Raw genomic sequence first — 22,135 nt, forward strand, 5'->3', positions numbered from 1 at the left:
CGATGTGGCCTATTTCGACGTCACCGACTTCAGTGTGGGGGACACCTTCGTGGTCACATCCACGACCTCGGATTCCAACTCGGTATTCTCCGCCAACTTCGAGCAGGTGATCGGCATCGCCTTCGATACCGGCATAATCGCCCCCCCCGGCGAAACATTCGCCACCTGGATCTCCGGTTTCACCGGACTCGGCGGGCTCACCGGCCTCGACGACGACGCCGACGGCGACGGCATCGACAACGGCGTCGAGAACTACTTCGGCACCTTCCCCAACGAGTTCTCGCAGGGCTTGGTCTCCGGCACACTCACCGGAAATACCTTCACCTTCGCCCATCCCCTAAACGCCTCTCCCGCCACCAACCTCACGGCAACCTACCGCTGGTCCAAGGACCTTTCAACATTCAACGCGGATGGAGATGCATTCGAAGGCACGACCGTCGATTTCGTCCAAGGCACTCCAGCCGGGGGCATGGTCAGCGTCACTGCGACCATCACCGGAGCCCCTCTCGATCGCTTGTTCGTGGATATCGAAGTGACGCAGGACTGAAGGCATCCTTCAAATCCGGGAGTCGAAACGGAAGTCCTCCGGCTTTGATACTCGGATCCGGTCGATACCGGCATGCCCGGGGTTGAGCAGCAGCACGGACTCCTGCGGCACGATCGCGCTGGGCACCCGCAGGGCCAGGGCCCGGGACTCGCGCAGCCAGGCCCCGCCGAAGCGCCGGGCGGCCGGTGACGATGGTAGCGCCGCCCAGTGCTTTGGCAGACGCTCCGGTTCTTCGATGGCGTCGTCGGGCACCTCCACCTCGAAGATCCGCCAATCCAGCGAAAGCACTTCCCGCGGCGCGTGGACCACGATTTCGAGCGCCGCGAGCGACCTCGACCCCGCCAGATAGACGGCCGGCAGCCCCGGAGGATTCCACCTCCCTCCGGCCAACCGGGCACCCTCGCCGCTCATCGCATCCTGCGCCCAGCGTGCTTGGACGAGCCGATAGAAACGGGCCATTTCAGGTGAACACCCCGTGCTCCAGGCGCATCAGCAGCGCCTCCACTTCGCGGGCACCGACTTCGGTATCGGCGAAGTCGAGCGGGCACTCACCCTGAAACGCCACCGCGGGTGCCGCCAGCCACGAGCGCGCCCCTTCCTCGCCACCCAGTGCCTCGACCGCCCGGGCGAAGAGCCGCATGAAGCGGACCAGCCGATCCGATTCCATCCGATCCAGCTGCCCGGCTTTTTTCCGCCGGTGCAAGGTCGCCCGCGACATGCCAAGCAGCCCGGCCAGCCGCTCCTCGGTCACCCCGAGGAGACCTCTCGCCGCCTGGAATTCGGCCATGGCCAGACCATCGCGGACCCGGCCGACAACATAGGCCGCCTCGGGCTCCCGCAGGACTTCCGCCCCCTCCAATTCTTCAACGAGATGGGCATACAGCCCCCCCTCTTTGCGTTTCATAAGAAACACCTACATCATTCACATGAAGCACTCAACCCTTTTCTCCCGCTGACGCGTCAAACCTCCACCCAAGCCGCAAGTTTCGTGCTCAGCAGCCACACCTCAATTTCCGCATCCGGGAAAATCTGCGCCAGTGCCTGGCGGTAGGCGCGCATCTGGCGCACATAGCGCTCCTGCAGGATTCCGGGGGATTCCGCGCCGTCGGTCTTGAAATCGATCAACTCGATCCGCTTGCCGCCCTCGAAGACATGCAGCCGATCGATCACGCCGCTCATCCATTTCCCGTCGACGATCGCCTCGACCGGTTGTTCGCAGAAAAGCGCGACCTCCCGCCCCCGGCGTTCGAGCCGCTCGCGGATCGCCGGGACCTGCAGCAGCGCCGCGACGGCCTCGCCGGCCTCATCCGCGCTGAGGACCGGTTCCTCTTCATCCACCCAGCCGACCGCTTCAAATGCCTCGTGGACCGCGATGCCGAAGGCGCGCCCGCCCGCCGAACCGGTCGTCGCGGCCGCCCCGCCCTTCTCGCCGCTCGGCGTCGATCGGCCCCTCTGCGGCACCGCCTCGCCCAGCCTTGCGGCCGGTTCACCCTCCGCTTCCTTGCGGCGTCCGAGCGAGGTCATCCAGCCCGGGTCCCCCTCCTGCCACAGCACCCCGTCGCCGTCGGCTCCGACCGACCGCAGGATCCAGTTCGCCGGCGAGGCGAAATCCTCCGCATCCTTTCGGCTCTTCGGCGGTTCCGGCAGCAGCACGTAAAGCCCGCGCTTGGCCCGGGTCAGCGCGACATACTGCACGCACATCGTCTCGTAGCACTGCGCCTCGCCCCAGCATTCCTCCGCCTCGCGCAGCGCCGGCACCTGGTCGCGCACCCAACGCGCCGGGTTCTGCAAGACCCAGCCGTCGCCCGATGCGACGTCGAACTTCCCCGCGTCCGGCACCTGCCGGTCCTCGATCTCGGGAAGAATCACCACGTCGAATCCCAAGCCTTTCGACTTGTGCACCGTCATGACCTGCACCGCCGCCGTGCCCGGACTCTGCGGGATTTCCAGCTCCGTGATCCAGCGCAGCGCCTCCCGCGCCGCGACGCCGCCCCCGGCATCGAAGGCCGCCAGCGCGCCGATCACATCTCCGGCCCGCCGCCGGCCGAACTCCGACAGCCCGTCCCACAGCGGCTCGATCACCCCCTCCAGCATCCCGGCAAAACCCTGCTCCGCCGCCTCGGCCATCAGCCCGTCCCACACCTTCCACGGCTCCTCGCCAAAACGCTCTAACAATATCTCCTGAAGCCGCGACATCGCGACCACGCCGCGGGCGAAATCATCCGCCGGATCGGCCAGCCAGGCGACCAGTTGGAAAAGCGCCACGCCCACCGGATGATCGACCGTCGGCTTGCGCGCGCCCTCCTCGATCACATCGAAGCCCTCACTCCGCAGCAGCTCGGCCACCGCCGCCAGCTGCGCGTTGGTTCGCACCAGCACCCCGCAGCTCAGTTCGCGCTCGCCGACGCCGATCTCCTTCATCAGCTCGACCATCCGCGCGTAGCGATTCTCCGCCTTGCCGGCCACCACCTCGACCCGGCTCTCACCGGTCAGTTTCGGCCGCGCCGCGACGTGCTCCTCCCATTCCCAACGCCCGTTCACGGCTTCGCCGAAAAGGTCGGTGATCGTCCCACGGTCGCCGCAGACCCGGTTGACCAGCGCCAGCACCGCCGGGCACGAGCGCCACGACTCGGGCATCGACTTCACCGTCAGCCCGCCCGCGTAGCGCCGCTTAACCTCGTCGAAGAGCGTCACGTCCCCGCCGCGCCAGCCGTAGATCGCCTGTTTCACGTCGCCGACCACGAAGAGCGAGCCCTCCGCATCGCTGGCCGCCTCGTCGAGCAGCGGCTCCATGCCCCGCCACTCGGCCCGGCTGGTGTCCTGGAACTCGTCGAGCAGCCAGTGGTCGTAGCGGGCGTCGAGACGGAAATCCACCGCCTCCCGGCGCAGCCGTTCCTCCTCGCTGGAAACCCATTTCCCCATCAGCACCTTGACGTCGTCGAAGCCCAGCATCCCGCGTCGACGCAGCCGGCGCTCACACTCGCGGTCGTACCGCGCCACCAAGTCCAGCACCGCCGCGGTCCGCTCGATCGCCGCGGCCAGCTCGCAGCCGGCCAGCAACTCCAGCATCCCCCGGAAGGCATCCTCCGCCGCCGGCCCCGGCGTGAATTCCTTGTAGTGCTTAAGCACCAGCGGCCCGCCCGCCGCCAGCCACTCGCAGACGCCGTCGAAAAGCTTGCCTGCCGTCCCCAGCGAGCCGCTGCCCACGGTGTGCATCTCCAACGCGTCGACAAGCTTCTGATAGGCCTGGTCCTGACCCTTCCGCGTCCACTCGATCGTCGAGGCAGCCTTCCGCAGCGAGGTGGCGAAACGCCGCTTCTCCTCCTCCCATCGCCCGACCTCCGGCAGCTCGCCGAAGGCCGCGTGAAGCCGCTCCGGACTCACCGCCAGCCCCGACTTCCAGCGCCCGTGCCAGGCCTTGAAAAACCTGCCCAGCGGGTCGCTCACCCCGCGCTCCTCGCGGCCCACCGTGGCCCGCTTGAAGGCATGCAGGAACTCCTCCGCCTCGCCGCCCTCCAGCGCGTTGCCGAGGATGTCGGCCAGGATGTCCGACAACGCCGCATCGAGCTTCGGACCCTGCACCAGCTCGAATTTCCCGCCGGTCAAGCCCAGCTCGTACTGGAACCCCCGTACCACGCGGGCGAAGAATCCGTCCATCGTCCCGAGCTGGAACCGCGGCAGCGCACGCACCACCTTCTCCAGCGTCTCGACAACCTCCAGCTTCCCGCCGATCGCCTTCTGCAAGGCCTCCGCCTTTCCGGCGTCGCGGGCCGCCTCGCCCAGCTTCGACAGCACCGAGTCGGCGAACTCGCCCGCCGCCTTGCGGGTGAAGGTCAGCGCCACGATGCGCTCCGGGTCCACGCCCTTCGCGCCGACCATGCCGATCACCCGGTTGCCGAGCTGATAGGTCTTCCCCGATCCCGCCGAGGCGAGAATGAGGAGGTTTTTGTCCAGGATCTCCTTCATGCCTTCACCTCCTCCACCATTTCCGCGAGCGGCCGGCCGCAGCCGAGCAGCGCGAAATCGTCATACTGCACCCGCTCCGCCGGCGGCCAGAAGACCCGCGCCTTCACCCGCCCGATCACCCACTCCGCACAGGCCAGCGCCGAGTCGCGGTCGGCCTCGGAAAACCCTTCCCACAACGACACGCCCACCGCGTCCTCGGTTGCGCCGAGGACGACATAGCCCATCGCGTCCACCTCGCCGAACTCCATCGAGTAAATCGGCACCTGAAGGTTCGTCCAGCGCACCGGCTTGCCCTTGGCGTTGGTGCCGATCACCGCCTCCACCCCCTCAAGGTGCGGCGGCAGCACCGTCGCCGCGGTCACGCCGACCCGGTGATCCTTCTCGACGTCCTTGAGCGCGTTGTAGGTCTTGTAGTCGAGCACCCGGCGGCGGCCGTCGTCGTGACGGTCGATGCGGTCGACCTTGCCGACCAGCGTCACGCCCGCGACCTCGCGCTCGAATTTTTCCTCCACCGCCTCGACCCGCCAGCCCGCGGCCCGCTCGCAGGCCTGCAGCCGCGCGAACCACGACAGTCGCTGCCGCGCTCCCTCGACCTGGATCCGCACCGCCAGCGGCGGGGTGTCGCCGTGTTTCTCCGCGACCACCCGCTCCAGCTCGGCATGCAGCCATTCCTCCAGCGCCCCGGATTTCGAGAACTCCCGCACCTCCTCGTGGCGGCCCCAGTTCTCGAGGACGGCGTGCACCACGTTGCCGAAGTCCCGGGCATTCCACTCGACGCGTTCCGGCTCCCGCGAATACATCGCGACCCCGTGCTTCAGATAGAACCGCAGCGGACACGCCAGGTAGTCGCGCAGCGCCGTCACGCTCAGCCGTGGCTTCAACTCGACCGTCGGCACCCGCCACGCCCAGTCCTGCTCCCATTTCATCCCCGCGTCCGGCGGCTCGATTTCCGCGAAAAGCAGCTCCACCCGCCGCGCCAGTTCCTCGCCCGAGGCCGCCAGCAGCAAGCGCGACGGCAACAGCGCGTCGCCGTCGGCGCTCGATTTCGCCAGCAGCAGGTCCACCCGGCCGCCCTCCTTCCGCGCCTCCGTTAGAGCCGTCAGCACGTAGGCATCGCGCGCCGCGCGACGCGCATCGGTCGTCAGCCCGAGCAATTCGCGCACGCCCTCCGAAAGCCACGCATCGGTCGCCGGCGCCGCCGGCACCCGGCCCTCGTTCATCCCGCACACCACCAAGTGCGCCCCCGGCTCATGCAGCAACTCCAACCACCCCTGCACGTCCACCACGCGCCCGTCGGGTGCTTCCTTCACTCCCTCGGAAAGCCCGGCCACCAGCAAATCAATCCAAAAGGCCGCGTCGCGCCGCACCCGGCCGATCACCGGCTCCATCGCCGTCAGCCAATCGCGCACCTCGTCCCATTTCCCCGCCGCATCCACCCGCTCCAGCAGCCGCCCCATCGCCTCCCCGAACGGCTGCCGCAGAAACGCTCCCCGCACCGCCCCCAGCCGCTCCATCGTCTCCGCCGCCAGCGGTGGCAGCGGCATCCTGCCGCAGGCCGTCTCAGCGGCTTCCAGCCGCTGCACATCCTCCCCCGTCCTCACCAGCCCGCGGTCCCGCATCGCCGAAAGCTGCTCCACCCGCCGCATCCGCATGCCACCCGTCAGCGCCGCCGTTTCCTCCATCCCCAGCAAATCGATCGCCGTCGCCACCTCCGGCCGTGCCAACCACGCCCGCCACAGCGAAAGCCAGCCGCGCACCCGCGACACCGCCCCGCCGGCCGGATTGTGCACCGTCCAGCCCTCGCGCCCGAAGGCCCGCACCAGTTCCTCCGCGGTCTCCTCATCCGCCGAGCCCAGCGCCAGCTCGTCCGACGCCGTCCCCGCCGCCGCCACCCGCGCCACCGCCTGTCGCGCCTGCTGACGCGGATCCGCCGTCAGTTCCACCGAGCCCGCCTCCGGCCACGCGATCGCCCGCTCCTTCCAGGATTCAGGATCCGGCCTCCCAAATTCGTCGAATGCCTCGCCCTCCGGCGCGGCAACCAGGCAAACCACCTCGGCCCCCCGCAGCCGACGCACCGCCGCCTCCGGCAAATCCGGCACCCCGGCCAGCACGATCCGTCCCTCCGGCGTCTCGTTCATCCGCTGCTCCAGTGTCCGCGAGCGCCCGACCAGCCCCCACTTCGAAAGCATCGCCTCCTTTACCCGCCACAACTCACCCAGCTCCCGCCAGCGCTCGCCCTCCACCGACTTCCCGAGCCGCCGAGCCGCCACATCGGGCGTCAGTCCCGCCTCCTGCAAGGCCCGCTCCAGCGACATCAGCGAGTTCGCCAGCGGCAGCGCCCAGCCGCTCGCCTCATCTTGTCCCGGCGGGCTCGGAAACACATTCGCGTAGCGTCCCCAGTCAACAACCCCCTCCAGCGCCTCCACCCAGGCCAACACCTCCGCCGCTGGCGGCGCCGCCTGCTCGGTCCGGATCAACGCCCCCGGCGTCACCACCTTGGGTGCCAGGCATCCGCCCCGCTCCGCCAGCGCTTCCCGCAGACGCCGGCCCGACTGAGCCGTCGGCACCACCACCAGCATGCCGGGCAGCTCGCCACGACGCTCCCAAAGCCAATCCACCAGCAAGCCCAGAAGCGGCTCGTCCCAGCCGAGGAATACCCGTCCATCCATCGCCCTTCTTCATGACGCCCGCCGCGCGAACGCAAAAGCAAAAGCCGTCAAAACTTCACCCACCCCGCCCTTGTCCGACCCTCCACACATCGGGACCGAAGGTCTCCGTCAGCCGGTCGGCCGAGAGAAATCGGTTTTGGGGTTGAGCCCGGCACGGACTCTGCATGGAATCGTGCCCATGCGTTTCCTTCCCTTGATTTCGCTTCTCCTGCTGCCGCTGCTTCACCTTTCGGCGCAGGACGAAACGGCCCCGTTGACCACCGAAGACCCGGCCGTCGCCGTCAAGAAGCTCGAACTTCAGCTCGTACCACTCACGGCGGCCCAGCTTGAGACGGAAGCCAGCGCCTGGCAGGAACTTGCCCAGAAAAAGGCCGGCGAACTGGCCGAGGCCAGGATCGCCGCACTTGAGGCTGGCAAGACCACCACGAAGAACGTGGAGACCCTGATTGCCGAGGAAAAGGAACTCCTCAACCGACTGAACACCGTGCTCGACTCGTGGGAGGCCAAGGGTGGCGATCCCGCCACCATGCGCACGTGGCTGGCCGCCGTCCGCGGTGCCGAGCTGAGAATCGACAACCCGACCGGTCTCGCCGCCGCCTTCAAGCGCTGGATGGAAGCCGAGGACGGGGCCCGCGCCTGGTTGATCAAGCTGATCATCTTCGCGGTGATCGTCACCATCGGCCTGATCCTCGGATCCGTTTTCTCCAAGCTCGCCTCCAAGGCGATGGACCGCCACAAGGCCAGCTCCGAGCTGCTCGACCGCTTCGTCACTACCGTGGTCCGCCGTGGCATTCTCATCATCGCCATCGTCATCGGTCTCTCGACCCTCGGCGTGAAGGTCGGGGCCATCCTGGCACTCGTAGGTGGCGGTGCCTTCATCCTCGCCTTCGCCCTGCAGGACACCCTCGGCAACTTCGCCAACGGCATCATGCTGATGATCTACCAACCCTTCGATGTCGGCGACGCCGTCGAGGTCGGCGGTGTCTCCGGCTCGGTCGATTCCGTGAGCCTCGTCAACACCACCATCCGCAGCTGGGACAACAAGGTCATCATCGTCCCCAACAAGAACGTCTGGGGCCAGACGATCACCAACATCACCGGTGCGGATCAACGCCGGGTCGACATGGTCTTCGGCATCGACTACGGCGACGACGTCGACAAGGCGCAGGCCATCCTCGAGAAGATCGTAGCCGAGCACGAGCTGGTCCTCGACGACCCGGAACCGACGATCAAGATGCACGAACTCGCCGATTCCTCGGTGAACTTCATCTGCCGTCCGTGGGCCAAGACCTCCGATTACTGGACGGTTTACTGGGAAGTCACCAAGCGCGTGAAACAGGAGTTCGACGCCGCCGACATCACCATCCCCTTCCCCCAGCGCGAGGTGCACATGCACCAGGCCGGTTGACGGAAAGAGGGCGCACGGGCTTCAGGCATCGCCCTCGCCTTGACCGGCGACGGCCCCGTCAGGCGAAGCGGGCGCCAGCGGCTTGGTCACGGTGCGGACGAAGACCGCCCCGGCGAAGAGCACCATGGCGTTGTAGTAGATCCAGACCTGCACCAACAGGAAGGAACCGATCACGCCATAGACGCTGAAGCCCTGCCCGAACGAAAACGCCCCCAGCGCCCAGCGGCCGATTTCCCACAACAGCGCGACCCCGAGCGCCGTGCCGAGACACAGGCGCCAGCTCACCGGCTCCTTCGACAGGTAGCGGTAGAGCATGAAGAACACGAGCGTGTTGACGGCCACGCCCACCAGCAGGCTTCCGAGTCCCGGAATGCTCGCCGATGCCGGAAACCACTCGCGCACGATGGCATTGCCGGCCCTCAGCAGCAGGCCCGCCACGAAGACGATCACCACCACCAGACCGGTGCCGAGCAGCATGGTCAACGAACGCACCCGGCTTGCGATCATGCGCCTCAGGGCATGGGCCACCCCCTTTGGCGCGGGCCGCTGGCGCACCTGCCAGATACGGTTGAAACCGCGGTCGATCTGCAAATACACCATCGATGCCGTGAACACGAGCGCCACCCCCGCCAACGGACCCGTGACCAGCGCGCCGGACTGGACGCGGCCGAGCATTTCCCCAAGTGCCTCGCCCACCTGCGGCGACAACTGCTGCGAGACCGTCGCGAGGATCTCCTCGCGCGCATCCCGCCCCCGCTCGACGAAGCGGAAAAAGTAGCCGACGCCCGCAATCAGCATCAACATCAGCGGAAAAAGCGAGAGCGCCGCGTAAAAGGCCACGCCGGCGGCCATCGATGGGCACTCGAAAAGCAGCAGGCCCCGTCCGAACTCGCTTGCCTGATGTTTGATCCTTGCCCACCCCACGCCCCGACTATCGGAATTTCACCGCCCATCAGGCAAGTTCGCGCTCAAGGTTGATCCCAACCCGGAATTGCGCATCATGCGCCCTGTCTTATGAATCGCCGACTCCTCACTCTCCTCCCGCTGCTGATGCTGGTGGCATCCTGCGCCGCTCCGATCAGCGTGAAGAACCACAAGGCGACTCCCCCATCGGCAAGGGTGGTGCCCGAAACGACGCTCGCCTCGGCGCGAACCCCGGGCAAGGACGCCCGCAGCAAGCTCGGCCCTCTCCTCGATGCCCTGCGGACGGCCGGCAAGGCCATCGCCGACGGCGATGACAGCGCGGTCCCCGAGTACAACTACCTCACGGCCCGCCTGGTCGATCACCTGATCGAAGCGAAGGTCCAGCCCTGGCAACAGGCGGTCCGCGTGAACTCCGGATCGACGGAATACCTGCTCCGTGGAACCGAACCCGCCGATCTCCGCGATCCCGACCGGAAGTTCGTCCCCGCCGACCGGCTCTCCTTCGAGGGATTGCTGGCACGGGATACCGGTCGCACCCAGGGAGTCGGTGCCCCGCTCGTGAGCTTCCTCGGCAAGCAGCGGATGGAGCCCAGGGCGATCCCCTACCGCACCGTCACGGCGGTCGTCCGTTTCGATGCCAACGTCGCCACCCTCGACCTGCTCGACCCCTTCAAGACCCAGAGCTTCCGGCTCGGCGGACGGACCCTGCCGCTGCAGGCCGACTTCAACTCGCCGGTTGCCTACGGCTTGTCCAGGGAGCGCATCGACCTGCTCGGGTTCGCGCGCCTGATCAATCCCGCCGCCTACGACGAAACCGAGCGGCTGCTGAAGGTCCAGCCCTACGATCCCGACAAGATTCCCGTTCTGCTGGTGCACGGCCTGCAGGACACACCGGCCTCCTTCGCCCCGATGTATTTCACCCTCATGAACGATCCCGCCGTCCGCGACAGGTTCCAGTTCTGGGCGTTCAGCTACCCGAGCGGCTACCCCTACCCGATGCCGGCGGCCGCACTGCGAAAGGAGCTCGACGCCATGCGCCAGCTCCATCCGGATCACAAGGATCTCGTCATCATCGGCCACAGCATGGGAGGCCTGATCAGTCGGCTGATGGTCACCGACGTGGGGGAAAGGATCTGGCTCGAGTACTTCGGCACCCCGCCAGACAGCACCGAGATCGACGGCGAGAGCCGCCAACTTCTGGAGGACGCGCTGGTCTTCGACGCGCGACCGGACATCGCCCGGGCCATCTTCATGTCCGCCCCCCACCGCGGCAGTGAACTCGCCACCAACATCATCGGCTGGATCGGCATCAAGCTGGTGCGCTTCCCGGCGACGCTCGCCGATGTCCGCGATTCCTTCGTCAACATCCTCACCCAGGACAGCTCCGGCACCCAACTCGACCGCTTCCCCAACAGCATCGACACGCTTTCGCCGCACAACCGGTTCATCAAGACGATCAACCGGTTTCCCATCCGCTCCGACATCCCCTACCACACCATCGTCGGCGACCGCGGCAGGGGGGACACCCCCGACAGCAGCGACGGCGTCGTGGCCTACTGGAGCTCGCACCTCGACGGTGCGGCCTCCGAGAAGATCGTGCCCAGCAATCACTCGTCCTACCACGACCCACAGGCCATCGAGGAGGTTCGGCGCATCCTCCACCTCCACGCCGGCCTTCCCTACCGGAAAAAAGCGGTTCTCGCCGACCGGGAGAAGCGCGAGATGGCCCGCCCTCCGGGACGCTGGCCCCAGTGAGGGTGGCGCAAAGCTTCCGCTTTGCGAGTGATTCCCAAAGCTCCAGCTTCGGAGTTCCTCGCCGCCACCCCTTCTCGGGAAACCCCGCCACACCCCGGCCGGAGCCAAGCAAGGCCTGCCGTTTCCGCCGGAACTCGTTCATTGACACGGGTTTCGCGCCCCCTAAGCTCCGCGCGTCCGCGCCGGGGGCACTTTTGCACGCAGTCCGCATGCAGCCCGCCGGGCCGCGAATTCTCAGTTACAACCCGACCACCACGAAAAGATGGCCACACGCAAGAAGACCGCCAAGAAGGCTTCAAAGAAGGCCGCCTCAACGAAGGCGCCAAAGTACGTTTACACCTGGGGCGCCGGCAAAGCCGACGGCGACGGCACCATGAAGGAGCTGCTCGGCGGCAAGGGTGCCAACCTCGCCGAGATGACCCGCATCGGCCTTCCGGTTCCCGCCGGGTTCACGATCACCACCGAGGTCTGCACCTACTACTACGACCACAAGCGCACCTACCCCAAGGTGCTCCGCTCGCAGATGGAGGCCGGCGTGGCCAACATGGAGAAGATCATGGGCTTCAAGTTCGGCGACTCCGAGGGCTTCCCGCTGCTCCTCGCCGTCCGCTCCGGAGCCCGCGACTCGATGCCCGGCATGATGGACACCGTCCTCAACCTCGGCCTCAACGACGCCACCGTGGCTTCCCTTGCCAAGGCCACCGACAACGAGCGCTTCGCCTGGGACTGCTACCGCCGCTTCATCCAGATGTACGGCGACGTCGTCCTCGGCGTGCAAAAGCGCCCGGGTGAGGACCACGAGCCGTTCGAGCACGCCATCGAACTCTACAAGCAAAAGGTCTATGGCAAGGACATCGTCGATTCCGAGCTGACCGCCGACGACAACAAGGAGCTCGTCGCGCGCTTCAAGAAGCTGGTCAAGGACCGCACCGGCAAGGGCTTCCCCGACGACCCGTGGCAGCAGCTCGAAGGGGCCGCCGGCGCCGTCTTCAGTTCCTGGATGAACGACCGCGCGATCGTCTATCGCCGCAAGTACGGCATCCCCGCCGCCTGGGGCACCGCGGTCAACGTGCAGGCCATGGTCTTCGGCAACACCGGCTCCAACTCCGGTTCCGGCGTGGCCTTCACCCGCAACCCCGCCAACGGCGAAAACGAATTCTACGGCGAGTTCCTGGTCAACGCCCAGGGCGAGGACGTGGTCGCCGGTGTCCGCACTCCCGATCCGGTGATCGGCATGGCCAAGGCCCTGCCCGGTGCCTACAAGGAGCTGCTCAAGGTCCGCAAGATCCTCGAGAAGCACTTCAAGGACGTCCAGGACGTCGAGTTCACCATCCAGGAAGGCAAGCTCTACATGCTGCAGACCCGGAACGGCAAGCGCACCGCCGCGGCCGCGCTCAAGTTTGCGGCCGACATGGTCAAGGAGAAGCTCATCGACTGGAAGACCGCCGTGCTGCGCAACCCGGCCGAACAGCTCGACCAGCTGCTGGCGCCGGTCTTCGACGCCGCCGAGGTCAAGAAGGCCAAGGTCGTCGCCACCGGTCTCCCGGCCGGCCCCGGTGCCGCCTCCGGCAAGATCTACCTCAATGCCGACCGTGCCGAGCGCGCCCAGCAGAAGGGTGAAAAGGTGCTTCTGGTCCGGGTCGAGACTTCCCCGGAGGACCTCCGGGGCATGATCGCCGCCGAGGGCATCCTCACCGCCCGCGGCGGGGTTTCCTCACACGCCGCGCTGGTTGCGCGCCAAATGGGCAAGGTCTGTGTCTGCGGTGCTGCCGGCGTCGAGGTCGATTACGACCGCCACACCGTCAAGGCCGGCGGCAGGATCTTCAAGGAAGGCGACTACCTGTCGATCGACGGCACCCAGGGCACCGTCTATGCCGGTGCCCTCGCCACCGAGCCTTCCGAGATCATCACCGGACTCATCCAGGGCAAGAAGTCCTCGCAGCAGACCGAGAAGTACAAGAACTTCGTGCAGCTCATGGAGTGGTGCTCGCAGGCCGCCAAGCTCGGCGTCCGCACCAATGCCGACACCCCCGAGCAGGTCCGGACCGCCGTTGCTTTCGGTGCCGAAGGCATCGGCCTGACCCGCACCGAGCACATGTTCTTCGAGGGCGACCGCATCGACGCGATGCGCGAGATGATCCTCGCCGACAACGAGCCCGACCGCCGCAAGGCGCTCCAGAAGCTCCTGCCGCACCAGCGCAAGGACTTCTTCGGCATCTTCAAGGCCCTGAACGGCAAACCCGGCACCATCCGCCTGCTGGACCCGCCGCTGCACGAGTTCCTGCCCCACACCAAGGAGCAGCAAATGGACCTCGCCCGCACCATCGGCATCCCGGTCGAGACCATCATGCAGCGCGTCCACGACCTGCACGAGTTCAACCCGATGCTCGGCCACCGCGGCTGCCGCCTCGCCATTTCCTACCCGGAAATCGCCGAGATGCAGGCCCAGGCGATCTTCGAGGCTGCCGCCCAGTGCGTGAAGAAGGGCATCGAAGTGAACCCCGAGGTCATGGTCCCGCTCGTCGGCTACGAGCGCGAACTGGAACTCCAGGTCGAGATCATTCACCGCGTCGCCAAGGAGGTCATGAAGGCCAAGGGCGTGAAGTTCAAATACCTCGTCGGCACCATGATCGAAGTGCCCCGCGGCGCGATCACCGCCGACGAGATCGCGAAGCACGCGCAGTTCTTCTCCTTCGGCACCAACGACCTCACCCAGACCGCACTCGGCGTCAGCCGCGACGACATGGGCTCGTTCCTGTCGAGCTACACGGAGAACGACATCTATCCGAAGAACCCCTTCGCCTCGCTCGACACCGTCGGTGTCGGTCGCCTGATGGAAGTCGCCACCCGCAAGGGCCGCGAGACCCGCAAGAACATCAAGCTCGGCATCTGCGGCGAGCACGGTGGTGATCCGGATTCGGTCACCTTCTGCCACAAGCTCGGCCTCAACTACGTGTCCTGCTCGCCCTACCGCGTGCCGGTCGCCCGCCTCGCCGCCGCGCACGCCGCGATCAAGGACGGCGCCAAGCCGAAGGCGGCGAAGAAGGCCACCAAGCGCAAGGCCGCCAAGAAGGCCGCGCGCAAGAAGTGATCGTGGCGGTGGCTTCCAGCCCCCCTGCCTCGACAAGATCCCATTCCCACCGCCCCTTCCGCCCCGCGCGGAAGGGGCGGTTTTGCGTTCGCGTGGCGCAAGCTTCCAGCGTGCGAGCCGATTGGCCCGCTTCCAGCGGGCCTTGAACCTGCAATTCGTGAAGCCCAGTCGTCTCCTGTTGTGAGGCAACACGCACTCCTTGAGCCGCTCCTTTCCTCGCTTGCGACTCCCCGAAAAGAGCTTCATCATCACCATGATGCCACCTGAAGATCACCACTTCCGCCGCGAGGACCGCGCGTTGCTCTGGCAGCGCACGGCGCGGCACATCGAGGAGCATCCGGATGATCTTTCCATCGCCTTGGAAAACCTCGATCGATGGCAGGCGCTCGGACGCGTGCATCCGGGACCGATTCACGATTGGCGACGACGAATCCACGCCGCGCAGGATTCTCCCAAGGGACTGCGCGCTCTGGTCCGATTCATGGCGGCGCCAAACCACGATTCCGAGCCGATCAAATCCTGCTCCCCTTTCGTCGGTCTACCGAGGACCGTTCGCTAGCATGACGCTCGAGGCCCTCAAGCACCTTCTTCGTTCCGCCACTGCCTTGGCGGATGACCGGCGTTTTCTTGTCCTTGGCTCCGCATCGCTGCTCGCCACGTTTCCGGACCTCGGCGACGCAGACTCCATTCTTGCGACCACCTACGACGCGGACCTGTGCCCGGAACCTTTCGATGAACTCACCGGCATCATGCTGGATGAGGCACTCGGAGAGAATCGCGCCTACTTCCGTCGCCACGGCTACCACGCCGATATCTTGAGAGACTCCATCCTCAATACCCTGCCAACAGGATGGCGGGAGCGACTCGTGACCATTCCCGACTGCCCGACCGCTTTGGCGCTCGAAGTGAATGACCTTGCCGCGGTGAAGCTCCTCGTCGGTCGCCCCAAGGATCTTGAGCTGATACGCCAACTCCATGAGTCTGGAAGAATCACAGCAGGGACGGTCCGCGAGCGGATCGATGCCCTGGAGATCTCGGTCGAACTCAAGCCAAGGCTTCTGGCAAATTTCAAATCCGCCATGGAGTAGCCCGGGCAGTGGTCTGCCGCGAGTCACCCCATGATCGAGAGCCGCCGCCCACGCCGCGATCACGGACGGCAGCAAGCCGTAGAGGCCACCAAGCGCGAGACGTTTCGCAAGACCGCCAAGAAGGCCGCGCGCAAGCAGTAATCGCGGTGGTGGCTTCCAGCCGCCGTGCCTCGGCCAGCTCCCATTCCCACCGCCCCTTCCGCCCCGCGCGGAAGGGGCGGTTTGTTTTGCAGACCGACTGCGCACCACGGAGCCCAACAGACGCATGAACCGCTGCTCGAATCGCCGACGGCGCGTCCTCCAATGCCCGACAGTCCCTTTCATTGACGCCAACTCGCCGGCAGGCCAGCTTCCCAAGAGGAGATGGTCGACATGAACCCCCACTCAGCGGAAGCAACTGGTCCCACCCGCACGACATCAAGTCCCTTCCACCGGCGAATCGCCATTCGTTCGGCGATCCTGATTACCGTGCTGGGAGTTGCCCAGGCCGCCCCGGTTGGCCATCCGCCCATTCCCGGACTCCCTGCGAGCCAATCCTACAAGCTGCGGATCGATGGCGTCCCCGTGGCGGTCAATGACGAAAGCGATTTCGACTTCCACACCGCCTTCTTCTCGATGGATGAACCGGTCACGGTCGAGGTCGAGTTTCCCGGCGACGCTTCCCACGCCTCCGTCCACCCCCTGCGACACGGCATCAAGCCGAAGGTGGTGGACAACACCATTTCCTTTCGTTTGGAGAAGCCGCTGAAGCTGGTCATCCGGACCGAGGGCATGCTGCCGCTGGCTCTCTGCGCCACCCCCGTGGAAAGGGAGATCCCCGAACCCGGGGAACCGCATGTCCTGTATTTCGGACCGGGTGTTCACGAGCCCGGCCTGATCGAGCCGGTCTCCGGTCAGACCGTTTATCTCGCCGCCGGGGCCCTGGTGAAGGGCCGCATCGAGACCCGCGACGCCACCGGCGTCACCATCCGCGGCCGCGGCACGCTCGACTCCCGCGGCTTCTCAGTGCGTGACGACAAGACCCACGCCGTCCTCTTCGAGCGCTGCAAGGACGTCCACCTCGAGGGCATCGGCATCCGGGGTGGAAGCTGGTGGATGACGCTCTTCCTGCTCACCAAGGACGCCTCGGCCACCCACCTCAGCCTGTTGGGCAAGACGGTCAACACCGACGGCATCGACATCGACGGGGCGGAGAACTTCGTCGCTCGGGACTGCTTCATCCGCTGCGAGGACGACGGCTTCGGCTGGCACGCGGTCGATGCCGAAGCCAACGGCCAACCACCGACCCGCGACTGCCTGGCTGAGGACTGCGTGATCTGGAACACCGGCTGGGGCAACGGACTGCGCGTCGGTGCCTCGATGGAGACCGACCTCTTCGAGAACATCACCTTCCGCAACATCGACGTCCTCGAGCACGCCGGTGCGGCCATCTACAGCGACCATTCCGACTGGGCCCTCTGCCGCAACATCCGCTTCGAGAACTTCTTCATCGAATCCCGCGGAAAGAAGGACCGCCCCGTCATCAACATCTACATCGCGAAGACCCGCTACAGCAACGCGACCGGCTTCCGCGACGAGCGCGGCCACTACGACGGACTGGAGTTCGTCAGGGTCTTCGCCCCGGCAGGCACTTCCGTCCAACTCACCGGACACAGCGACGCGCACCGGATCGAGAACGTACTGTTCGGCCATTGCCGCCTTGGCAATGAGCCCATCGATGGCCCGGAGGACATCGAGACGAACGAGTTCGTTGGTCCCGTGAGGTTCGAGACCGCCGGTTGATGGCCTAGTCGAGCAGTGGCTGAAGCGCCGCGAACCACTTGTCGGCCATCTTGGCCGCACCGCCTTCGGTCGGGTGGACCTGATCGGCCACCGTGTCGGACACGGGATCCCAGCCGTCGGCCTGGTTCACGATGATCACCGGCTGCTCCGGCGAATCGAGGTCGGTGGCGACTTCCGTCAGGCGGGTATTCAGGGCCGGAATGTAGGAATACTTCGGCAGCTTCGAGCTGGTGATGACCTGGGCGAGCAGGATGACCACGTCCGGATTGTGGGTGCGGCAGGTGGCGATCATCGATCGGGTCGCCGCATCGACCTCGTTGACGATGGAGGCCTCGCCCTGGATGTCGGCGAAGTAGTTGTGTCCCGCATGAATGAGAACGATGTCGGCGATATGAGCGGGAAAGATCGTGGCCAGGTTGGCGGCGACCTGGGTCGCGTTCTGTCCACTGTAGCCCTCGTGCTTCAGGGTCACGCCCTGTTGGGTGTTGGTCTTGCTGCCGACGAACTCGTAACGATAGCCGGCGGTGGTGAGAAGGCCGTTCAGGACCGGTCGATAGACGAAGTAGCCCGTGCCGCCTTCCGTGATCGAGTCGCCGACGCACATGATCCGGGCCTTGGGCTCGGTATTGGTGGCGATGTAGAAGGACCGGTCCTCGGCGGGCGTCGATTCCTGGAGGGGAATCTCCGATCCTGAGGCGGGAAACGCGTCCGCGAACCGCTGCTCCCAGCGCTTGCGGTACAGCGGACCCTCGAGGTCACTCGAGCGATAGACGAAGTATGGGGACGATGCCGGCCCGGTGAGAAGCAGATCGACATTCGCTGCAGGATCCGCCGAGACAATCTTCAGGCCCAATGCAGCGGGCGCGGTGACCGTGATGGTGGTGTCGTCCAGAAGGGCCGGGTCGCTGACGAGCGGGTTGCCCGACGGATCCCGGATGTCGGCGGCGGTGGGTATGCTCAACCGCAGGGTGCCCTCGTTGGTCGGCGTGACCACCACGGTGAAGATCCCTGGCGAGGCCTCGGTGATGGCGCCAAAGTTGACGTTCGCACTGCCCGCATTTGCAAAGTCAGCCGCGCTGACGGTGCCCTCGTTGATGTCCTCGCTGAACTCCACGGTGTACGTCACCGGAACATCGACCTCGACGGATGCGCCTCCCCGGTCGTCAGTGATGCCAACCAAGGTGGGAGGGTCGGGATCCGGGTCCGCTTGCGCCACGCTGCCGCTCACCGTGATATTGTCCCAGCGAAGGATGTCCGTGAATAGGGGCGGCGCGCTCGACGTGGCATAAAGACGGAACGTGATGGATGCCAAACCGTCATAGGAACCGCCCGAGAGATCGAGCGTGGCAGACTCATAGGGGGTGCCTACCGTTGCAGGATTCGCCGAATAGTTTCCCGGAATGCTGCTCACGAAACCATCGAGGCTCGATCTCACTTCGAAAGTGAACTGCGAACCTGCCTGGGCCGCCTGAACGTAGTAGTCGAAAGCCAACTCGGTGAGATGGAGTGAGTAGCCGCCGACCGCGGTGATGGTGAATTCGATGTAGCTCGTCCCGGCAGTGTCGCTGGGGCCGCGACCGAAGTAGTTGCCGGCGGTGGACCGACCGAACGAGGCCGAGCTGCCCGATGTCCACCCCGCTCCGGTCATGGTGGACGAGCTCGTGTTGGTTGCCTCGGTGGTCGGATTGTCCAGCGATGCATCTTCGAAGTCATAGAAGACGATGCTCGGGCTGGGGGTTTGGGTCGTGATGCCGATCACGAGCGCCGGATTGGTCTGAAGATTCGGGGCGGTGGCGTCATCCTCGGCCACAAAGTAGACGTCGTAGGTGGTGCCGGGTGTCAGTCCGGTGATGGCTGCCGTGCTCTCGGTGTCGGCGCTCAAGGCGATGCTGCCACCGGCGATGGCGGGACTGTTGCTGGAATCGTCGCCTGCCTTGACTTGAGCGGCCGAGGGAGCCGGATCGCCATCGGCGACGACCACGAAGTAAGCGGTGCCGGTCTCGTCAATCCGGGCGCGTGCGGTGGCACCAGTGGTGGTGACCCCGTCGACCTGCGGCCAACCGGCGATCCAGGCAGGTGGCGTGGTGTCGGCCATGGTGACGGTGATGATAGTGTCGTCCAGAAGGGCCGGGTCGCTGTCGAGTAGGTTGCCCGAAGGATCCTGAATGTCGGCGGTGGTCGGGATGCTCAACTGCAGCGTGCCTGAGGTGGTCGGCGTGACCACCACGGAGAAGATCCCCGGCGAGGTTTCGGTGATGGTGCCGAAGCTGAGGTTCGAACTGCCCGCATTGGCAAAGTCAGCGGAACTTACCGTACCTTCGTCGATGTCCTCGCTGAACTCCACGGTGTAGGTCACATCGACATCAACCTCAACGGACGCGCCTCCCTGGTCGTCGGTGATGCCAACCAAGGTGGGCGGAGAGAGATCCGGACCAACAGGGGTGTAGGTGAAATCCACGTTGTCGAAACGGATCGTGTCGTTGATCGAACCGAAGCCGATCTGCGCGTTCGCAGAATCAAAGGTGAAGCCGGTCACCCCGACGGTCAGTATGTCGGTGCTGAAGTCGTTGATCGTGATGGTAAAGTCGCCCGTGGTGCCGCCGGTCGGGGTCCAGGTGACCGTGGCGCGATACCAAGTGTCGTCAGAAATGGTCGCGCCCTCTGAAGCCAGTACGTCACTTGTCCCATCGGAGGTTCCGTCCTGGATGATGCCGGCGATGGCATTCGGATTTCCTTCCGTGATGCGTGCGTAAAGCAATTCGCCTGCCGAGGTGCCCGTGATCCCGTTGGCCACGTCGCCGATGATGAAGCCGACGTCATCGAAGCCGGCTTCGTTGGGCATCAGGAAGTCGAAGGTGCCGGAAACCGCGTTGGACAGGTCGATTGCCGCCGTATTGACCAGATAAGCTCCGGGAAGCCCGTTGTTGCCGACGCCAGCGGTGGCGGACACTTGTCCTGCAAGACCCGCACTTCCCCCTGCTCCGTTGCTTCCGGCTCCGGCCGACGAAGTTGCGTAAGTGGCGGTGCCGGCCGTCTGGACCAAGCTCCAACCGGCCGGTGGCGTGTTGCTCCCAGCGGTCGAGGATTCGAAATCTTCGTCCAGCGTGATCTGTGCATCGAGCGTGGAAGTCAGGCAGCCAGCCAGAACGGCGAGTGCGGTTGTGAGATGTTTCATGACGGTGTGAGATGAGTTGCGGGGGCGATGAGCAGGCTGCACAGACAATTGAGGCCCACACGATGTGCGGGCCTCCCTGAGCAAGGGGTTCGTGACCGGGCAGCGCCTCTAGCGACGGCGGCGCAGCAAGCCCAGCAGGCCGAGGCCACCCAGGAGCACGGCACTTGGCTCGGGAACTGCGGTAAACTGGACCTCATTCAAGCCAACATAGCCGGTGGCATTGCCATCGAATGCCGAATCCACCTCAAACCGGATGTGCCTGACTGCGGTTGTGGGCAAGTTGATGCCGGTCTGGGTTTCGAAATCAAAGCCGGTGTCAGCCGCTCGTTGAGTGGGAGTCTGGGCGAAATTCACGTTCGTGCCGATTTGGGTCCAATTGGCCGCACCCGCCCCTTCCGGATCTCCGGGCAACGCGATTGTGGACACGTAAACGTCCAGTTGATTGATACCCCAATCAATGTAGCGGTTCGCGTTCCAAACTTGAATGGAATCCAGAACATATCCGGCACCCAAATCGAAAGCGATCCAGGTATCCGCTCGGGCCACAGTGCTGTTAGTGAACCACTCCGTCCCAGTGTCACCGTAGTTCGCGGTGATGCCTGAGCCATCGACGACAAATTCATTCTCGTAGGCAGCATTGGTGTTGGTGTCCGACGCGGTGACCGTGATGCCCGAGCCATCAATCAGGGTAGCAGCGTGGCTCGCAATCGGGCACGTGCCGATCACTGCGAGGAAAAAGAGGAACCGGTTTTTTGATTTCATGGGGCGTGGCGATTCGTAGGCCGTATGACCAACAGGGACTGTGAAATACCCTATTCGCGATTCCGCGCCTCCGGCAACACGTTACAGCGTTTTTTGCTTCGCTCTAAGCGTCGATCGATTACGATGACCAACATGCCCCACCGCGTCGCATCCTGATTTTCACGATTCTGGAGCACACCGCACGGCGGCAGATGGTGCAGGGGGTGGGGCGTTATTCGCGGGAAGGGCACCGCTGGCAGCCAATCATTCCGTGGGCGGATCTGGACGTGTGGGCCCTGCCGGAGGGGATGAATGCGGATGGCGTGATCGCTTTTCCGCATACCCGGGAGAGGATCGATTTTCTGCTCGAATCGAAGTGCCCCGTGGTCTGTGTGGGCCCGCACTTTTCCGAAGTGGAGCTGCCACAGGTCGATTGGGATGACGAACTGACGGGGCAGATGGCGGTCGTCAGGGCCGTGCTGCTGAAACTGAGGGCCTGGGTGTCATCGCCGGTCGTGGGGGTGAAGCTGACGGTGGCCAGGACGGTGCCGGGGTCGGGTCCCGGTGCGGCCGTTCCGTCCAAATCCGAGGCCAGCGAGTACAGCGTGAAGGTCTGCGGCGACGAGGAAGTGCTGTTCTCGGCGAGCGGAGCTCCGGTCACGAAGAAGGTGAGAGTGGTGGCGCCGGCCGCAGCGGATTGACCCGACAGGTCGAAGGTCAGGAAGGTCCGGGCGAAGTCATCGGTCCCGATCGGACCCACGTACAGGTTCCCGACGTAGTCCCTGTCGAGGGGCCCAGGGCGAACCTGCCCGCGGCGTCGTAGGTGGGAAGGAGGACTCCTCCGTGAGCCGATGGAGTCACGAGGGAAAAGAGCACTGCAGCGGCATGGGAAAGGCCGCATGAGCTGATGGAATGGTTTTTGTTGGGATTCATGAGTGGCAATGAAAAGCCGACGGTGAACCGTCGGCTTCGTTGGACAGCGGGGCAAC

15 protein-coding genes are annotated in these 22,135 nt (G+C 65.4%); 8 read left to right on the plus strand and 7 right to left on the minus strand.

Annotated elements, in window-relative coordinates; translation table 11 throughout:
* The coding region (locus tag ACG2LG_RS11745; protein WP_396259195.1) for a hypothetical protein at positions 1-547 on the plus strand (547 nt) is incomplete at its 5' end.
* A gap of 9 nt (positions 548-556) precedes the next feature.
* Here the strand turns inward: ACG2LG_RS11745 and ACG2LG_RS11750 are convergent.
* Genes ACG2LG_RS11750 through ACG2LG_RS11765 form a run of 4 tightly spaced genes read right to left on the minus strand, consistent with a single transcriptional unit; the run spans position 557 to position 7,182 of the window.
* Positions 557-1,006 (minus strand): RES family NAD+ phosphorylase, encoded by a 450-nt coding sequence (locus ACG2LG_RS11750; protein ID WP_396259197.1) that lies wholly within the window; start codon positions 1,004-1,006, stop codon positions 557-559.
* Position 1,007: 1 nt separating this feature from the next.
* A complete protein-coding gene (locus tag ACG2LG_RS11755) occupies positions 1,008-1,451 on the minus strand; it encodes an antitoxin Xre/MbcA/ParS toxin-binding domain-containing protein (RefSeq protein ID WP_396259199.1) in 444 nt (147 codons plus the stop codon).
* A gap of 56 nt (positions 1,452-1,507) precedes the next feature.
* Positions 1,508-4,513 carry a UvrD-helicase domain-containing protein gene (locus ACG2LG_RS11760; protein ID WP_396259201.1) on the minus strand — a complete coding sequence of 1,002 codons (3,006 nt, stop codon included), beginning with the start codon at positions 4,511-4,513 and terminating at the stop codon, positions 1,508-1,510.
* On the minus strand, positions 4,510-7,182 hold the full coding sequence (locus ACG2LG_RS11765; protein ID WP_396259203.1) for a PD-(D/E)XK nuclease family protein: 2,673 nt from the start codon (positions 7,180-7,182) through the stop codon (positions 4,510-4,512). Before ACG2LG_RS11765 ends, ACG2LG_RS11760 begins: the two co-directional genes overlap by 4 nt.
* A 178-nt stretch (positions 7,183-7,360) precedes the next feature.
* On the opposite strand from ACG2LG_RS11765, the gene ACG2LG_RS11770 reads away from it, so the two are divergent.
* Positions 7,361-8,590 carry a mechanosensitive ion channel domain-containing protein gene (locus tag ACG2LG_RS11770; protein ID WP_396259205.1) on the plus strand — a complete coding sequence of 410 codons (1,230 nt, stop codon included), beginning with the start codon at positions 7,361-7,363 and terminating at the stop codon, positions 8,588-8,590.
* 21 nt (positions 8,591-8,611) lie between these two features.
* Here the strand turns inward: ACG2LG_RS11770 and ACG2LG_RS11775 are convergent, their stop codons facing one another.
* Complete coding sequence (locus tag ACG2LG_RS11775) at positions 8,612-9,442, minus strand: YihY/virulence factor BrkB family protein (RefSeq protein ID WP_396259206.1); 831 nt, start codon at positions 9,440-9,442, stop codon at positions 8,612-8,614.
* A 162-nt stretch (positions 9,443-9,604) separates the two neighbouring features.
* Between ACG2LG_RS11775 and ACG2LG_RS11780 the strand changes: the two genes are divergently transcribed.
* The 5 genes from ACG2LG_RS11780 to ACG2LG_RS11800 all read left to right on the plus strand — a co-directional run bounded on the left by ACG2LG_RS11780 (position 9,605) and on the right by ACG2LG_RS11800 (position 17,230).
* The gene (locus tag ACG2LG_RS11780) at positions 9,605-11,269 is read left to right on the plus strand and encodes an esterase/lipase family protein (protein ID WP_396259208.1); all 1,665 of its coding nucleotides are present in this window, start codon (positions 9,605-9,607) and stop codon (positions 11,267-11,269) included.
* Positions 11,270-11,531: 262 nt separating this feature from the next.
* The gene (ppdK, locus tag ACG2LG_RS11785; protein ID WP_396259210.1) at positions 11,532-14,360 is read left to right on the plus strand and encodes a pyruvate, phosphate dikinase; all 2,829 of its coding nucleotides are present in this window, start codon (positions 11,532-11,534) and stop codon (positions 14,358-14,360) included.
* Between the two features lie 253 nt (positions 14,361-14,613).
* Complete coding sequence (locus tag ACG2LG_RS11790) at positions 14,614-14,919, plus strand: hypothetical protein (protein ID WP_396259212.1); 306 nt, start codon at positions 14,614-14,616, stop codon at positions 14,917-14,919.
* 1 nt (position 14,920) lies between these two features.
* Positions 14,921-15,448 carry a DUF6036 family nucleotidyltransferase gene (locus ACG2LG_RS11795; RefSeq protein WP_396259214.1) on the plus strand — a complete coding sequence of 176 codons (528 nt, stop codon included), beginning with the start codon at positions 14,921-14,923 and terminating at the stop codon, positions 15,446-15,448.
* A gap of 372 nt (positions 15,449-15,820) precedes the next feature.
* A complete protein-coding gene (locus tag ACG2LG_RS11800; RefSeq protein ID WP_396259216.1) occupies positions 15,821-17,230 on the plus strand; it encodes a hypothetical protein in 1,410 nt (469 codons plus the stop codon).
* A 4-nt stretch (positions 17,231-17,234) separates the two neighbouring features.
* On the opposite strand, the gene ACG2LG_RS11805 is transcribed toward ACG2LG_RS11800, so the two are convergent.
* A complete protein-coding gene (locus tag ACG2LG_RS11805) occupies positions 17,235-20,405 on the minus strand; it encodes a GDSL-type esterase/lipase family protein (protein ID WP_396259218.1) in 3,171 nt (1,056 codons plus the stop codon).
* A 108-nt stretch (positions 20,406-20,513) separates the two neighbouring features.
* Complete coding sequence (locus ACG2LG_RS11810) at positions 20,514-21,167, minus strand: PEP-CTERM sorting domain-containing protein (protein ID WP_396259220.1); 654 nt, start codon at positions 21,165-21,167, stop codon at positions 20,514-20,516.
* 266 nt (positions 21,168-21,433) lie between these two features.
* On the opposite strand from ACG2LG_RS11810, the gene ACG2LG_RS11815 reads away from it, so the two are divergent.
* Positions 21,434-21,847, plus strand: a complete 414-nt coding sequence (locus ACG2LG_RS11815; RefSeq protein WP_396259222.1) for a hypothetical protein — start codon at positions 21,434-21,436, stop codon at positions 21,845-21,847.
* The last annotated feature ends 288 nt before the right edge of the window (positions 21,848-22,135 follow it).

The organism is Haloferula sp. A504, assembly GCF_044385805.1.
In the GTDB taxonomy this organism is placed as follows: domain Bacteria; phylum Verrucomicrobiota; class Verrucomicrobiia; order Verrucomicrobiales; family Akkermansiaceae; genus Haloferula.

Coding starts and splice junctions, on each gene's coding strand:
- ACG2LG_RS11770 (WP_396259205.1), top strand. CDS start 7,361: ATGCGTTTCCTTCCCTTGATTTCGCTTCTCCTGCTGCCGCTGCTTCAC.
- ppdK (WP_396259210.1), top strand. CDS start 11,532: ATGGCCACACGCAAGAAGACCGCCAAGAAGGCTTCAAAGAAGGCCGCC.
- ACG2LG_RS11810 (WP_396259220.1), bottom strand. CDS start 21,167: ATGAAATCAAAAAACCGGTTCCTCTTTTTCCTCGCAGTGATCGGCACG.
- ACG2LG_RS11765 (WP_396259203.1), bottom strand. CDS start 7,182: ATGGATGGACGGGTATTCCTCGGCTGGGACGAGCCGCTTCTGGGCTTG.
- ACG2LG_RS11775 (WP_396259206.1), bottom strand. CDS start 9,442: ATGGCCGCCGGCGTGGCCTTTTACGCGGCGCTCTCGCTTTTTCCGCTG.
- ACG2LG_RS11780 (WP_396259208.1), top strand. CDS start 9,605: ATGAATCGCCGACTCCTCACTCTCCTCCCGCTGCTGATGCTGGTGGCA.
- ACG2LG_RS11750 (WP_396259197.1), bottom strand. CDS start 1,006: ATGGCCCGTTTCTATCGGCTCGTCCAAGCACGCTGGGCGCAGGATGCG.
- ACG2LG_RS11800 (WP_396259216.1), top strand. CDS start 15,821: ATGAACCCCCACTCAGCGGAAGCAACTGGTCCCACCCGCACGACATCA.
- ACG2LG_RS11805 (WP_396259218.1), bottom strand. CDS start 20,405: ATGAAACATCTCACAACCGCACTCGCCGTTCTGGCTGGCTGCCTGACT.
- ACG2LG_RS11790 (WP_396259212.1), top strand. CDS start 14,614: ATGATGCCACCTGAAGATCACCACTTCCGCCGCGAGGACCGCGCGTTG.
- ACG2LG_RS11795 (WP_396259214.1), top strand. CDS start 14,921: ATGACGCTCGAGGCCCTCAAGCACCTTCTTCGTTCCGCCACTGCCTTG.
- ACG2LG_RS11755 (WP_396259199.1), bottom strand. CDS start 1,451: ATGAAACGCAAAGAGGGGGGGCTGTATGCCCATCTCGTTGAAGAATTG.
- ACG2LG_RS11760 (WP_396259201.1), bottom strand. CDS start 4,513: ATGAAGGAGATCCTGGACAAAAACCTCCTCATTCTCGCCTCGGCGGGA.